This is a genomic window from Sphaerisporangium dianthi, from assembly GCF_042654065.1.
Taxonomy (GTDB): domain Bacteria; phylum Actinomycetota; class Actinomycetes; order Streptosporangiales; family Streptosporangiaceae; genus Sphaerisporangium; species Sphaerisporangium dianthi.
This window is the reverse complement of sequence record NZ_JBHSFP010000010.1, coordinates 34286-48898: the sequence shown is the minus strand read 5'-3', so window position 1 is coordinate 48898 and position 14613 is coordinate 34286. Positions and strand designations below refer to the sequence as shown.

8 protein-coding genes are annotated in these 14613 nt (G+C 72.8%); 4 read left to right on the top strand and 4 right to left on the bottom strand.

All coding sequences use genetic code 11. The features are described from left to right. Positions 1-57: 57 nt before the first annotated feature. From ACFO60_RS16805 to ACFO60_RS16795, 3 genes are all read right to left on the bottom strand, one after another. Entirely contained in the window at positions 58-2310 is a 2253-nt protein-coding gene (locus ACFO60_RS16805; protein ID WP_380841252.1) for a M4 family metallopeptidase, read from the bottom strand. Between the two features lie 517 nt (positions 2311-2827). Then, complete coding sequence (locus ACFO60_RS16800) at positions 2828-3805, bottom strand: glutathione S-transferase family protein (RefSeq protein WP_380841251.1); 978 nt, start codon at positions 3803-3805, stop codon at positions 2828-2830. Beyond that, the gene (locus ACFO60_RS16795; protein WP_380841250.1) at positions 3802-4797 is read right to left on the bottom strand and encodes a DMT family transporter; all 996 of its coding nucleotides are present in this window, start codon (positions 4795-4797) and stop codon (positions 3802-3804) included. The genes ACFO60_RS16800 and ACFO60_RS16795 overlap by 4 nt, the downstream gene beginning before the upstream one ends. Positions 4798-5258: 461 nt before the next feature. Between ACFO60_RS16795 and ACFO60_RS16790 the strand changes: the two genes are divergently transcribed. The 4 genes from ACFO60_RS16790 to ACFO60_RS16775 all read left to right on the top strand — a co-directional run bounded on the left by ACFO60_RS16790 (position 5259) and on the right by ACFO60_RS16775 (position 13005). Further along, positions 5259-8405, top strand: a complete 3147-nt coding sequence (locus ACFO60_RS16790) for an ATP-dependent helicase (protein ID WP_380841465.1) — start codon at positions 5259-5261, stop codon at positions 8403-8405. A 79-nt stretch (positions 8406-8484) separates the two neighbouring features. Beyond that, positions 8485-12177, top strand: a complete 3693-nt coding sequence (locus ACFO60_RS16785) for a UvrD-helicase domain-containing protein (RefSeq protein ID WP_380841249.1) — start codon at positions 8485-8487, stop codon at positions 12175-12177. A gap of 210 nt (positions 12178-12387) precedes the next feature. Then, complete coding sequence (locus ACFO60_RS16780; RefSeq protein ID WP_380841248.1) at positions 12388-12663, top strand: AAA family ATPase; 276 nt, start codon at positions 12388-12390, stop codon at positions 12661-12663. Positions 12664-12708: 45 nt separating this feature from the next. Then, positions 12709-13005, top strand: coding sequence for a DUF4143 domain-containing protein (locus ACFO60_RS16775; protein ID WP_380841247.1), 297 nt, complete (start codon positions 12709-12711; stop codon positions 13003-13005). A gap of 5 nt (positions 13006-13010) precedes the next feature. Here ACFO60_RS16775 and ACFO60_RS16770 read toward each other — a convergent pair whose 3' ends face one another. Next, positions 13011-14312 (bottom strand): sensor histidine kinase, encoded by a 1302-nt coding sequence (locus ACFO60_RS16770; RefSeq protein WP_380841246.1) that lies wholly within the window; start codon positions 14310-14312, stop codon positions 13011-13013. Positions 14313-14613 lie beyond the last annotated feature (301 nt).

Sequence of the window (14613 nt, the reverse complement as noted above, 5' to 3'; positions counted from 1 at the left end):
GGCACGGAGAAGCCCCCGGGACCAGGTGCGATCCCGGGGGCCTCGAAGTGCGCCGGCCTAGACGGTGATGGTCCAGGTGTCCAGGTAGCCGGTGTCGAGGAGGTAGTTGTCGGTGACCTCGAGTGCCCACTGGCCCGCCGCCACCTGGCTCACGGCGACCGAGTAGGTGCGGGTGCCGAAGGACGAGCAGCTTCCGCTGCCGCTGGACTTCAGCGTGTAGTAGGTCCCGCTCGGCCCGCGCAGCCGAATCCCCAGGTCGTACGCGCAGGTGTGGGAGATGGTCACGCTGACCTGGACCGGGGACACCGCGTTCCCGCTGGCGGTCGAGGTGATCGGGCTGGTGACCGTGGATCCGTCGTTGATGGTGTAGTCGGTGCCGTTGGTGAACGTGCGGGTGCCGGAGGTGCCCGTCACGGTCAGCGAGTACGTCACGCTGTGGGTGGCGCCCGTCCCGGTTCCGGTGACCGACACGCTGTAGGTGCCGGCCGGGGTCGAGCTGCTGGTGGAGATGGTCAGCGTGGACGACGAGCCCGAGGTGACCGAGGACGGGCTGAAGCTCGCGCTAGCGCCGGAGGGCAGGCCGGACGCCGACAGCGCGACCGTCTGCGCGCTGCCCGCGGTGGTCGCCGTCGCGACCGTCGAGGTGGTCGACGAGCCCGGGGCCACCGAACCCGCGGTCGGGCTCAGCGTCAGCGAGAAGTCGTTGCTGGAGCTGGGGGTGCAGGACGGCTCACCGGACTGCGCGGGCACGTTGATCGAGTTCCACGCCGCCTTGGTGGTCGCGCACTCCGTGCTCGTCGCGCCGTACAGTTCCACGGCCGCCGCGAGGGAGGCCGAGCGGATGTTGGCGTACCGCCAGCTCGACGTCTTGCGCTGCAGCGCGCCCATATAGATCTTGCCGGCCTTCTGGATGCCGAGGCCGGTCACCGACGAGGGGCCGCTGGAGCAGATCGGGCTGTTGGGCTTGCCGCCGCCCGGCGCGGAGCCCTCGGCCAGCAGGTAGAACCAGTGGTTGAGCGGGCCGGCCGCCGCGTGCACCTCGGTGCTCGGGATCGAGGACGACCAGCAGTTGGGGTCGCCGGCGAGCGACGGGTTGTACATGTACCTGATCGGGCCGTCACCGACGAGGTCGACCTCCTCGCCGACCTGGTAGTCCGGCGGGTCGTTGGGGTTGTTGGCGTAGGACTCGGTCAGCGCGCCGAAGATGTCGCCGGTGGACTCGTTGATGCCGCCGTTCTCGTTGCCCGAGCCGGCGCCGCCGGGAGTCGTCTGGAAGATGGCGTGGCCGAACTCGTGCGACACCACGTCGATCGGCGTGGCCTGCCGGGCGTTGTCCTGCGAGTGGCCGAAGTTGGTGTAGCTGCCGTTCCAGTAGGCGTTGACGTCGTTCAGGCCCACCCTGATCGGGAAGGCGCCGCCGCTGCCGTTGATGCCGTTGCGGCCCAGCCAGTCGCGCAGCATGTCCCATTCCCGCTGGGCGCCGTACAGGGCGTCCACGCAGGCGGTCTCCAGGTTCGTCCCCGAGCCGGTGCCCCAGGCGTCGTCGGTGCCGGTGTAGGCCGAGCCGTTCTGCCCGCCGCAGCGCAGGCCGCTGCGGGTTGAGTCGGTCAACGAGTACGAACTGCCCGAGCCGCTGGTGTTGATCGTGACGCTGCCGTAGTAGTAGCCGTTGCCGGTGCCCTCGCGCACGTCGTCGTAGGCGTCGGCGATCTCGCCGGTGGCCGCGTCGACGAAGACGTGCTGGATGCTCGGCTTGCCGGCGGCGATGCCGGAGACCGTCGCCTCCCACGCCAGCCGCGGCTTGCCCCAGGCGAGCATGACCAGGCGTGGCGCGGCGCTGTCGTCCACCCGCTCAAGCTTGGTCTTGGCGGCCTCTGTGGCGCTCTCCGCGGTCACCGTGGGCGTGGTCGACAGGCCGGCGGGCATGGCGGCGGAGGCGGCCACGGTGTCGCGCACCCGTCCCGAGGAGTCGGCGATCACGACCGCGTCGCCGCCGACCACCGGAAGGCCCTTGTAGGAGCGCTCGTAGGCGACGGAGTAGACGCCGCCCGCGCCGCTGGTCACCTTCGTGCGCTTGTAGACCTCGTTCAGGCTCAGCCGGAGGTCGTCGAGGCCGCTGGCCACGGCCTGGTCCGCGGCGGCCGCAGCGCGCTGCGACGGATCCGCGGCGGCGCGCTCGGCCGCGGCGACGGAGGAGTTGACCTCTTTCTTGGCCCCGGGCGAAGGCTTGGCGCCCGCGGGGGTGGCGGGTGCCACCACGGCGACCGTGGCCACGCAGGCCACGGCGGCCAGTAGAGCTCTGCGCCTCATGCGCGTTCTTCCTTTCTCTGCCTCCCACCTCCGCTGCCGCCGGTCGGGCGGGGGCGCGGCTGTCCCGCCGCAGGGGGGTGCCCGGCGGCGCGACGGGTGGGATTAGGGGGTGATGAGAGAAATGAATGGCGAGCCCGGCGGACGGAGCGGTATGAGCGGGGGGTCTGGCCGCACCATCCGCCGGAGAACATCTCCCATGGCGGGAGGGACGGCTAAGGCGGGACGGGCGGGGGTGTCACGTGACGGCGCTCCTGTTCTCGCGTACCAGGCCGGGAGCGAACCGGCCTGGGCGAGACGCTAGGTGCGCATGTCAGGGTTGAACATCCGTAGGTACATCCGTACATGTACGTAAAAATGCTCTGAAGTGGCCCTTGTCCCGGTGGGCGGCGGGCGGAGCCGGCACGTCAGGCGCGCGGGAACACCACTAGCCGCGGGGGACCGGGAACCCCGGGGCATGGCACGACGAAGCCGAGGACGCCGGTCAGGCGCCCTCGGCGGTGAGGCGGACGGGGGCTCGCTAGCCGCGGCCGTGCGGGGCGGCCCAGTCGGTCAGCGGGCCGGCAGGGACGATGCGCGACGGGTTGATCTGGGGGTGGGTCTGGTAGTAGTGCCGCTTGATGTGGTCGAAGTCGGTCGTCCCGCCGAAGGCCGGGCGCTGGTAGAGGTCGCGGGCGTACGCCCACAGGTTCGGATAGTCCACCAGGCGGCGCAGGTTGGCCTTGAAGTGCGTCACGTACACCGCGTCGAAGCGCGCCAGCGTCACCCACAGCCGGACGTCGGCCTCGGTCAGCCGGTCGCCGAACAGGTAGCGCCCGGCGCCGAGGCGCTCCTCCAGCTCGTCCAGGGTCGCGAACAGGGCCCGGACCGCCTCGTCGTAGGCCTCCTGGCTCGTGGCGAAGCCGCAGCGGTACACCCCGTTGTTGACGGTCGCGTACACGCGGTCGTTCAGCTCGTCGATCTGAGGCCGGAGATCGACGGGGTAGAGATCGGCGCCCGGGGCGGCCCACCGGTCGAACTGCGTGCCCAGGTCGATCGAGATGTCGGGGAAGTTGTTGCTCACGATGCGCCCCGTCCGGCGGTCCCACAGCACGGGCACCGACACGTGCCCGTCGTACCCCGGATCGCTCGCCTCGTAGGCGTCGCGCAGCAGCGTGAACCCGCTGACCGGGTCGGCGGTGTGGCCGCGCCCCTCACGGAACGCCCAGCCGCGCCCGTCGCGGATCGGGTCGACGACCGACATCGACACGACGTCCTCCAGCCCTTTCAGCGCCCGCACGATGACGGACCGGTGCGCCCAGGGGCAGGCGAGGGACACGTAGAGGTGGTAGCGGCCCGGCTCGGCGGGATAGCCGCTGCTGCCGTCGGCGGTGACGCGATCTTTGAAGCTGTACGGCGGGCGCGTGAACGCGCCGGTCGCGCTGTTGGCGTTCTTCAGGCCGTAGTCCCCGTGCACGGTGAAGTCCACCGGGCTCGCGACCGCCGCTGTACCTGTCACCGATGTGATCCTTCCTGACCGTTACCAGAGCTTTCGACCAGGACTACACCATCGCCGCGCGCGCCGCGCGGTGGGCCCGCCTCCTGACGGCGTCCCGGGCGCAGGCCGGACAGCAGGCCGGCGATGACCAGCGCGGCGCCCAGGATGTCCGGGACGCCCGGCCGGCCGGTGCCGAGGATCACACTGGAGACGATGGCGCCGATCGGCAGGAGACCGGAGAACAACCCGGCCCGTTCGGCCCCGAGACGGGGCAGCGCGTCGTACCAGCAGAAGAACGCGAACGCGGTCACCACCACCGCCAGGTAGGCGAGCGCCGCCGCCTCGCCCGGCGTGGGCGCCCGCAGCGCGGACCGGCCGTCCACCGCCACCCCGGCGACCAGCAGGAGCGGCACGGCGGCGATCGTCGCGTACGCCGAGACGCGCACCGCGCCGAGACGCGCCAGCAGGGGGACGGCGAGCAGCGAGAACCCCACCTCGCACGCCAGCGCGCCGAGCGCCAGCACCACCCCGGCCAGGGTGCCCCCGCCGAGCCCGGTGGCCACCCCTGCGCCTCCGGCCACGAGCACGGAGGCCGCCACGATGTGCGGCGTCGGCCGCCTGCGCTCCATGAGCGGCCCGGCCAGGGCGAGGATGATCGGCACCGTGGCGATGATCGTCCCCACCGTCGCGGGGTCGGCGTACCGGGTGGACTCGATGACGAAGACGTTGAACGCGGCCAGCCCGACGGCGGCCAGCAGCACGATCAGCGCCAGCTCCTTGCGGTTCAGCCGCAGGTGGGCCAGCCCGCGCGCTCTCATTACCGCCAGCAGCACCAGCCCGCCCAGGGCGTAGCGCAGCGCCTGCCCGCCGTAGAGGGGGTAGTGGTGCAGCGCCGGGGACACCGCCGTCAGCGTCCCGACACAGAACATCGCCGTCGCGGCGCCCGCCGCCCCCCGCACCCGTCCCCGCCGGCCGGGCGGCGCCGCCGGCGTGTCCTGCTTCCGCGGACCCATGGACACCGCGCTCCTCTCTCCGTGCACCGTCATAGGCCCGGCTTCTCCGTGAACGTCCTCGGCCCCGGGTTCCCCGTGCGCGTCCTCGGCCCCGGGCTCTCCCGCGGACCGTCATGAACCGTCATGAACCGACACTGAGCCGGGCTTCCGTGTGAATCGTCACCGGGGCCGGTTCCTCCGTGACCGTCGTTCGGTCCAGCCAGCCTGGCAAGAAGGCGAGTGCCTCAACAGGTCCAAACACGTCCGAACCCACAGGGCCAACGAAACGCGGCCACGAGTCGGCGTGTCGCTTCTTCGACCCGGAGAATGCCTCGATATCGTGACCTGTCGCCCAGGTCGGAGATCGGTTCGGGCACCGTACAAGTCGAGTCGGCACGATCTACCCCTGTGGTCTGGTGGAATAGCGTGCTGTGAGTGGTCAGGCCTACCGTCTGGTGCGGCGGGGAAGCGCGGGGCAGGCGATGCCTCCTGCTCTCGATGAGCATCAGCGGGCGGTCGTCCGCCACGAGGGCGGCCCGCTGCTCGTGCTCGCGGGCCCCGGCACCGGCAAGACCACCACGATCGTCGAGAGCGTCGTCGACCGTGTCGAGCGGCGCGGCGTCGACCCCGAGCGGGTGCTCGTCCTCACCTTCAGCCGCAAGGCCGCCGAAGAGCTGCGCGAGCGTATCACCGCGCGCATGCGCCGCACCACGAGAACGCCGCTCGCGCTCACGTTCCACAGCTACGCCTACGCGCTGTTGCGCCGTGAGGCGGTGCTCGCGGGCGATCCGCCGCCCCGCCTGCTGACCGGCCCCGAGCAACTCCTGGAGGTCCGCCGGCTGCTCCACGGCGAGCTCGAGGACGGCGCGGAGCAATGGCCGTCCAGCATGCGCGAGCCGCTCAAGACCCGCGGGTTCGCCGAGGAACTGCGCGACTTCCTCGCCCGCGCGGCCGAACGCGGCCTCGACGGCGACGATCTGGTCGTCCTCGGCCGTGAGCACGGCAGGCCCGACTGGGTGGCGGCGGGCCGGTTCGCCTACCGGTACGCCGACCGCTTCGACCTCGATCCGTCCCCTGCCCTCGACTACGCCGAGCTGATCCGCGCCGCCGCCGGCCTGCTCAACGACGTGGAGGTGCGGCGGCGCGAGCGCGCCGCCTACGACGTCGTCTTCGTCGACGAATACCAGGACACCGACCCCGCGCAGGAGTTCCTGCTCCGGCGGCTGGCCGGCGACGGCCGCGACCTGATCGCCGTGGGCGACCCCGACCAGTCCATCTACGGCTTCCGCGGCGCGGACGTGCGCGGCATCCTCGACTTCCCCGAGCGGTTCCGCACGGCGGCCGGCCACGAGGCGCCGGTCATCGCGCTGCGCGTGTGCCGCAGGAGCGGTCCCGACCTGCTGGCCGCCTCCCGCCGCGTCGCCGCCCGCCTCCCCGCCCCGCCGGTGCCGGGACGGTCCCGCGGCGACGGTCACCGCGAGCTGACCTCACCGCAGGACGCCCCCCCGGGCGAGGTCCGGGTCCTGCTGGCCGACAGCGAGAGCCAGGAGGCCGCGGTCGTGGCCGACGCCCTGCGCCGGGCCCACCTGCTCGAAGGGGTGCCGTGGAGCCGCATGGCCGTCCTGGTGCGCTCGGCGAGCCGGCAGGTCCCGATGCTGCGCCGCGCCCTGCTCACCGCCGGAGTGCCCGTCGTCGTGGCCGGTGACGAGGCGCCCCTGGTCCAGCGGTCCGGGGTGCGTCCGCTGATCACCCTGCTGCGCGTGGCGCTGCACCCGGCGACGCTGGACGTGGCCACGGCCGAAGACCTGCTCACCGGCCCGCTGGGCGGCACCGACGCGATCGGCGTGCGCCGCCTGCGCCGCGCGCTGAGAACGGCCGAGCTCGCCGCGGCGGCGCCGGACGACGGAACGCTGCCCCTGCCGGCGCGCTCGTCCGACGAACTGCTGGTCGCGGCCGTTCGCGACGTCCGCGAGCTGGTCCCCGTCGAAGAGCACGTCGCCGCGTGCGCTCAGCGCGTCGCCAGGCTGATCACCGTGGCGCGCGAGGCGGTTCACCGCGGCGACACCTCCGAGGAGGCTCTGTGGGCGATCTGGCAGGCGTCCGGGCTCGGTGACGCCTGGACCGAGGCGAGCCTCTCGGGCGGCGCGCGGGGCGCCCAGGCCGACCGCGACCTCGACGCGGTGGTGGCGTTGTTCGACCACGCCGCGCGTTTCGTCGACCGCCTTCCGCACGCCGGCCCCGAGGTCTTCCTCGACGACCTGACCTCCCAGGAGATCCCCGGCGACACGCTGGCCGAGCACGCGCCCGACGGCGAGACCGTCCGCATCCTGACCGCCCACCGCTCCAAGGGCCTCGAATGGGACGTGGTGGTGGTCGCCGGCGTCCAGGAGGGCGTCTGGCCCGACCTGCGCCTGCGCGGGTCGCTGCTCGGCGTCCAGCAGATGGTCGAGATGGCCGGCGGGTCCGCCCTCGACGGCGCCGACGCGGCCGGCGCCGCCTTGGCCTCCAAGCTGCTCGCCGAGGAGCGGCGCCTGTTCTACGTGGCCGCCACCCGCGCCCGCCGCCGGCTGGTCGTCACCGCCGTCGGCGGCGAGGACACCGACGAGCGGCCCTCGCGGTTCCTCGCCGAACTGCTGCCCGGAGCGGTCGAGGAGGCCGCCGTCGACGACCGCGCCCGCTGGCTGAGCATGTCCGCCCTGGTCGCCGACCTGCGAGCCGCCGTGTGCGATCCCACAAGGCCCGAGCCGATGCGCCGCTCGGCCGCCGAGCACCTCGCCCGCCTGGCGCGGGCGGGCGTCCCGGGGGCCCACCCTGACGAGTGGTACGCGCTCACGCCACTGTCCGACGACCGCCCGCTGAGCTGGCCTGAGAACGTCGTGCGGGTCTCGCCGTCCGCGGTCGAGAACTTCACCAAGTGCGGGCTGCGCTGGCTGCTGGAGACCGCCGTGGGCGCCTCCGGCACCGACATGTCCCGCAGCCTCGGCAGCGTCATTCACGCCATCGCCGTCCTGGCGGTCGCCGGGCAGGAGGGGGACACCCTCGGCAAGCGGCTCGACGAGGTCTGGGACGGGCTCGACTTCGGCGGCGTGTGGTTCAACCGCAAGCAGCGCCAGGTCGCCGAGCAGATGGTGGCCCGGTTCCTCGCCTGGCACGAGCAGAACCCCCGCGAGCTGATCGCGGTCGAAGAGGCCTTCACCGCCGAACTGTCGGACGGTGTGCACATCCGCGGCCGGGTCGACCGCGTCGAGCGCGACGGCGAGGGCAGAGCCGTGATCATCGACATCAAGACCGGCACCACCAAGCCGTCCGACCAGGAGCTCGACCGCCACCCGCAGCTCGGGGTCTACCAGCTCGCCACGCTGCTGGGCGCGTTCGAGCGTCACGGCATGACCGAGCCGGGAGGCGCGGCGCTCGTCCAGGTCGGCAAGGCCGCGGGCAAGGAGGCCAAAGAGCAGCGCCAGGGCGCGCTCGGCGACGACCCCGACCCCGCCTGGGCCAAGACGCTGGTCACCACCGTCGCCACCGGCATGGCGTCCGGCGTGTTCACCGCCCAGGTCAACGACGGCTGCCGCACCTGCGCCGCCAAGGTCAGCTGCCCCGTCAACGACAGCGGAGGCCAGGTTTGCTGACCCGGCCCCCCACGCCCGCCCCACCCAAGCGCGCCGGGCGCGCTCGTGCGCTTCCGGCCGTCGCCGTGCGGGGGGCGGGATGCTAGGGGCACACCCGCCGGCGCCGGCCGCCGGGCCGGACGACACCAGGCCCGCGCTGATCAGCCCCGCCGAGCTGGCGGAGAAGCTCGGCATCCCGCCGCCCACGCCCGAGCAGGCGGCCGTCATAGAAGCGCCGCTCGAACCGACGGTCGTCGTCGCCGGCGCCGGGTCCGGCAAGAGCGAGACCATGGCCGGGCGAGTGGTCTGGCTGGTCGCCAACGGGCTGGTGCACCCCGAACGCGTCCTCGGCCTCACCTTCACCCGCAAGGCCGCCGCCGAGCTGGCCGCCCGCGTGCGCAAGCGGCTCACCCGGCTCGCCGAGGTCGGCCTGGCCCCGGCCGAGCTGCTCGAGGCCGAGCCCACCGTGTCCACCTACCACGCCTACGCCGCGCGGCTGGTCACCGACCACGCGCTGCGCGAGGCGATGGAACCGACCATGCGCCTGGTCAGCCCCGCCATCTCTTGGCAGATGGCGGCCCGCGTGGTGGGCCGGTACGACGGCCCGATGGATCGCGTCGACCTCGCCCCGCCCTCCGTCACCGCCGCGGTCCTGGACCTCGCGGGCGAGCTGTCGGAGCACCTGCGCACTCCCGCCGAGGTCCGCGAGATCGGCCACTGGCTGGACGAGCGCTACGCCCGGCTCACCGGCCGCCCCACGCTGCACCAGCGCAAGCCGGTCCGCACGCAGGACATCCGCGAGCAGTTCCTGCCCATGGTCGAGGCGTACGAGCGGGAGAAGCGCAGGCGCGAGGTGATCGACTACGGCGACCAGATGGCGCTCGCGGCCCGCATCGCCGACCGCCACCCCGAGGTCGGCATGATCGAGCGGGGCAGGTTCTCGGTCGTCCTGCTGGACGAGTACCAGGACACCAGCCACGCGCAGCTCGTCCTGCTGCGCGCCCTGTTCGGCGGCGGGCACCCGGTGACCGCCGTGGGCGACCCCTGCCAGTCGATCTACGGCTGGCGCGGCGCCTCCTCCGGCAACCTGAAGCGGTTCGTCGACGACTTCCCCACCGCGGCCGGCCGGGCCGCGCCCGTGCGCAGGCTCTCGGTGAGCTTCCGCAACGGCGAGCGGGTGCTGGACGTCGCGGCCCGCGTTCAGGCCCCGCTGCGCGCCGAGGCGCGCGAGGTGCCGGTGCTCGTCCCCGGCGGCAACCGCGTCGCGCGCGGGCGGGTGGTCTGCGCGTTCCACGACACGGCCGAGGACGAGGCCGCGTGGATCGCCGACGGCGTGGCACGCATGCTCGGCAGAGAGATCGCGCCCGATGGCCTGCCGTGGGGCGAGGGCGAGCGCGACAAGTTCCGCGAGAAGCTCAAGCCGGGCGGAGCGTGGGGCGGAGCGACGGCGCTGCAACCGCAGGACGTGGCCGTCCTGGCGCGCAAACGGGCCCAGTTCCCCGCGCTGCGCCGGGCCCTTGAGGCGCGGGACATCCCGGTCGAGGTGGTCGGCCTCGGCGGGCTGCTCACCGTCCCCGAGGTGGCCGACCTCGTGGCGATCCTCCGCGTCCTGTACGAGCCGACGGCCGGCGACGCGCTCGTCCGTCTCCTCGCCGGGCCGCGCTGGCGCATCGGGCCGGCCGACCTGAAGGTCCTCGGCGACCTGGCCAGAGAGCTGACCATGGCGAGCCGTGGCGGCCCGGCGGCCGAAGACCCTCTTGAGCAGGTCGTCACCGACATGCGCGAAGAGCGCGGCAGCCTGGTCGACGCCCTCGACGAGCTGGCCGACCGCTCCGAGTGGCTGGAGCACTTCTCTCCGCTCGCCCGCGCGCGGCTGCCGCTCCTGGCCCACGAGCTGCGCGTCCTGCGCGCGCACGCCGGGCAGCCGCTGCCCGATCTGATCGCCGAGATCGAGCGGCGGGTCGGCCTGGACGTCGAGGTGGCGGCCCGCGGCGGGGGGCCGCTGGCCGCCCGGGCCGACCTGGACGCCTTCCTCGACGCGGCGTCCCGGTTCGCCGGCGACGCCGAGGACCCGACGCTCGGAGCCTTCCTCGCCTACCTCAAGGCGGCCGAGTCGGAGGAGTTCGGGCTGGAGGCCGGGCGGGTGGGCGAGACCAACAGCGTCAAGCTCATGACCGTCCACGCGTCGAAGGGGCTCGAGTGGCCGGTCGTGATCGTGCCGGGGCTCTCGCAGCTCACCACCCAGCGGGGCGGCCTGGCCAAGGGCAGCGTCTTCCCGGCGACGCCCGCGACCAACTCCCGGTGGACCGAGAACCCGCGCAAGCTGCCCTATCCGCTGCGGGGCGACCGGGCCGACCTGCCGGTCCTCGCGGGGCTCGACAAGGACGACCTGGCCGACTTCGACGAGCGCTGCCGCGAACGCGACCTGATGGAAGAGCGGCGGCTGGCCTACGTCGCGGTCACCCGGGCCCACTACCTGCTGATCGCCTCCGGCTACCGCTGGGGGTCGGCCGCCCGGCCGCTCGCGCCCTCCGACTTCCTGCGGGAGATCCGCGACTCCTGCGGGCAGGTGGCGTACTGGGCGCCGGACGTCGAGGAGGACGCCGCCAACCCCCTGCTCGCCGAGCCCGCCTCGGCCGCCTGGCCCGCCACCCCGGCGGGCGAGCGGTACGAGGCCATCCGCACCGGCGCCGACATGGTCCTCGCCGCCCTGGCCTCGTCGCCCACCCCGTCCCGCGCTGATTTCCGCACCGAGTCCGCCCCTCCCGAGACGTCCTCGCCTGCCTTCCCCGTCGGTCCTTCCGCGCGGATGCCCGCAGGACGGGACGAACCGCCCGCCGAGCCCGCGGGCGCGCCGCCCGTGGAGGACTCCATCTGGGACGACGCGCCGTACGACGACGACTTCCCGGAGGACTTCCCCTGGGAGGGCCTCCCCTGGGACGACCTCGCCGGAGACGACGACACCGGGGGCGACGAGACCGGGGGCGACGAGACCGGGGGCGACGCCCTCCCCTGGGACGACGACGCCCTCCCGGAGGATGCCCCTCCGCCGCAGGCTCTTCCGCGAGCCGTCCCCCTGAACGACCTGCCGCTCAAAGAGTGGGAGCGTGAGCGTGTCCGGGCCTGGGCGCGTGACACCGAGCTGCTGCTCCGCGAGCGTGAGCGAAACAGGCGGCGAGGCGAGGCGGTCGTCGAACTGCCGGCTCATCTGACGGTGTCCTCGCTGGTCACCCTGGCGGCCGACCCGGCGGCGCTGGCCCGCCAGATCCGCCGCCCGCTGCCGCACAAGCCCGCCCCGCTCGCGCGCAGGGGCACCGCCTTCCACCGCTGGCTGGAAGGGCGATGGGGGCAGCAACGGCTGATCGACGACTTCGAGCTGCCCGGCGCCTCCGACGACCTGTCGGGCGCCGACGTCCAGCTCGCCGAGCTGCAGTCCCGGTTCGAGGAGAGCCCGTGGGCGGCCCTCGCGCCGGTCGACCTCGAGGTGCCGTTCGAGACGATGATCGCCGACCGGCTGGTACGCGGCCGGATGGACGCGGTCTTCGCCGACGGCGACGGGTACGTGGTCGTCGACTGGAAGACCGGCGAACGCCCGCGCGGCGGCGCCGCCAGAGCGGCCTCCGTGCAGCTGGCCGCCTACCGCCTGGCCTGGGCACACCTGGCCGGCGTCCCGGTGGACAAGGTGGGCGCCGCCTTCCACTACGTCCGCGCCAACGAGACCGTCCGCCCCGTCGACCTCCTCGACGCCGCCGGCCTGGTCCGCCTCATCGAATCGGTGCCCGAGGCCCGCTGACGGCCCTCACCGTCCGGCATTCCCCGCCCCACCGCCCTTCCGCACCTCCCACCGCGGCGGATGCCTGCGGTCGCGGAAGTAGCGGATGTGCGAACGCGGAAGTTCAGCGTATGCAAACGCGGAAGAAATCCACCTGTAGGAGCGGAAGAAAGTGACGTAATCCCAGCATGGACGGGGAACTGACGGCTTGCGAGTCGTCGCCTTACCGCTGTGCTCAAGGCGCGTCTGGCGGAGGAACCCGTGCTCGTGCTCAACGGTCCGCGGACGGTCGGTAAGAGCACCTTGCTCGCGGAGCTGGCCCGCGACCTCGACCGCAACGTCATCGATTGTGACGATCCAGCGACCCGGGCGGTCGTGCGCAATGATCCCGGACGGTTCGTCTCCGGTACGGAGACGGTGTTGATCGATGAGTACCAGCATGTTCCCGAGCTTCTTCACGTGATCAAGGCCGAGCTCAACCAACCCGGACAAGGTCGCGCTCGGTGATCCGACGGTATTGACGGCATACGGTCACCTGGTCGAGACCTTCGGGTGGGCGAGATCCTCAAGCAGGTCAGTTGGTGGGACGGTCCCGTCTCAGCGGGCCACTTCCGCACTGGAGCCGGGGACGAAGTCGATCTTGTGCTCGAGCGTGATGATGGCCAGGTGTTCGCGTTCGAGGTCAAGGCGGGCTCCCGGGTCCACCGAGAAGATCTTCGAGGTATGCGTGCACTGCGCGCACGGCTTGGCGATCGTTTCGAGACCGGCATCATGCTTTACACCGGCCCCTATGCCTATGTCCACGAGGAAGGGATCTCGGTCCTGCCCCTTGACGCTCTCTGGACGTGAGGCGGTCACGTCTGGGGCGGGTGTTCCAGGAGGGGGAGGCGGAGGACGAAGCGGGCGCCGCGGAGGGAGTCCTCCACGCGCAGCGTGCCATGGTGGGCCTCGGTTATCTCGCGGGAGATGGCCAGTCCCAGGCCGCTGCCCCCGGGGTCGAGGCGGCGGCCCTGCTCCAGGCGGGTGAACCGGCTGAAGACGCGTTCGCGGTCCTTGGGCGCGATCCCGTCGCCGTCGTCGGTGACCGCGACGACCGCCGTGCCGGCGGAGGCGTACACGGTGAGGTCGGCCCCGGTGCGGGCGTGCCGCTGGGCGTTGGCGACGAGGTTCTCCATCACGCGCATGAGCTGGATCCGCGAGCCGGAGGCCCACACGTCGTCGTCGGCGTGGACGCGCACCGGGACCCTCCAGGGCCGTGCGTCGACGACCTCGTAGGCCAGGGCGGTGAGGTCGACCGATTCGGGCGGAGCCGGATCGGCGGCGCGCAGACGGGCGAGGACCAGCAGGTCGCCGACGATCGCCTCCATCCGGTCGGTGGTCGAAAGGGCCGCCCGCATGGCGTCTTGCGGGTCCACGTCCTCGGGGTGGGCGAGCGCCTCCTCCAGCCCCACCCGCAGGCCCGTGATCGGGGACCGCAGCTCGTGGGAGGCGTCGGAGGCGAAGCGGCGCTGCTGCTTGAAAGCGCTTTCCAAACGGGCGAGAGTCTGATTGGCGGTCGCGGCCAGCATGGTGATCTCGTCGTCGCCCGGCGGCAACGGGACGCGCCGGCTCAGGTCGGTGCCGGTGATCTCGGACATCCGCTCGCAGATCGTCTGTACGGGGCGCAGAGTGCGGCCGAGCATGGACCAGGTGATGCAGCCGACCAGCAGCAAGATCGGCAGGCTCGCGGCGGCGATGCCGAGGTCGAGCTCCGTGCCCGAGAGGATGGCGGGTTCCGGGACGCCGGCGTAGACGACCGGGGAGTCGAGAGCGGGGGAGACGCGGATCGCCATCAGCATGGCGCAGTGCTCGCCGTCCGAGCAGATGGTGCGGGTCTGGAAGCGGTCGTCGGGCGGCGGGCGGAGCGTGCTGAGCGGAGGCCGGCCGGCGACGGCCCTGCTGGCGTTCAGTACGTGGCCGGTCGCGTCGACGACCTGGACAAGGTTGACCTTGCTGGATGTGGGGATCTCCCGCGGCACGGTGCCGTTGCGCAACGCCGCGCTCCACTGGCTGGCCACGCGTTTGGTGACCTCGAAGGTGTCGACCTCGACCTTGTAGCGGATCGCCGCGTCGACACTGGCGCCCACCGTGGCGAGGAAGACGGTCGAAAGGGCCACGGCCACCAGGGTGCATCTCGCTCGGATCGAGCGCGGGAGCCTCAGACCCCACCACTTGGTACTCGCGGGGTCCTGACGTCCGGAGGCAGGGTTCACCACAGGCGGCGCCGCTCTGCGGACGGAGCTTGCGGGCCGGGAATCGACGGGGACGGCATCGCGAACACTTCCAACGGGGTGGGGTGGGAACGGTGGGTTGTGCAGGCCGGCCGGGCACACCGGCGCCGGCCGTGCCTGCGGTGGAGGCCTGCGCCTCACACGGCGGCGTTCCCAGGCGGCCTCTGTGCGTCGGCCGCGTGGGCCG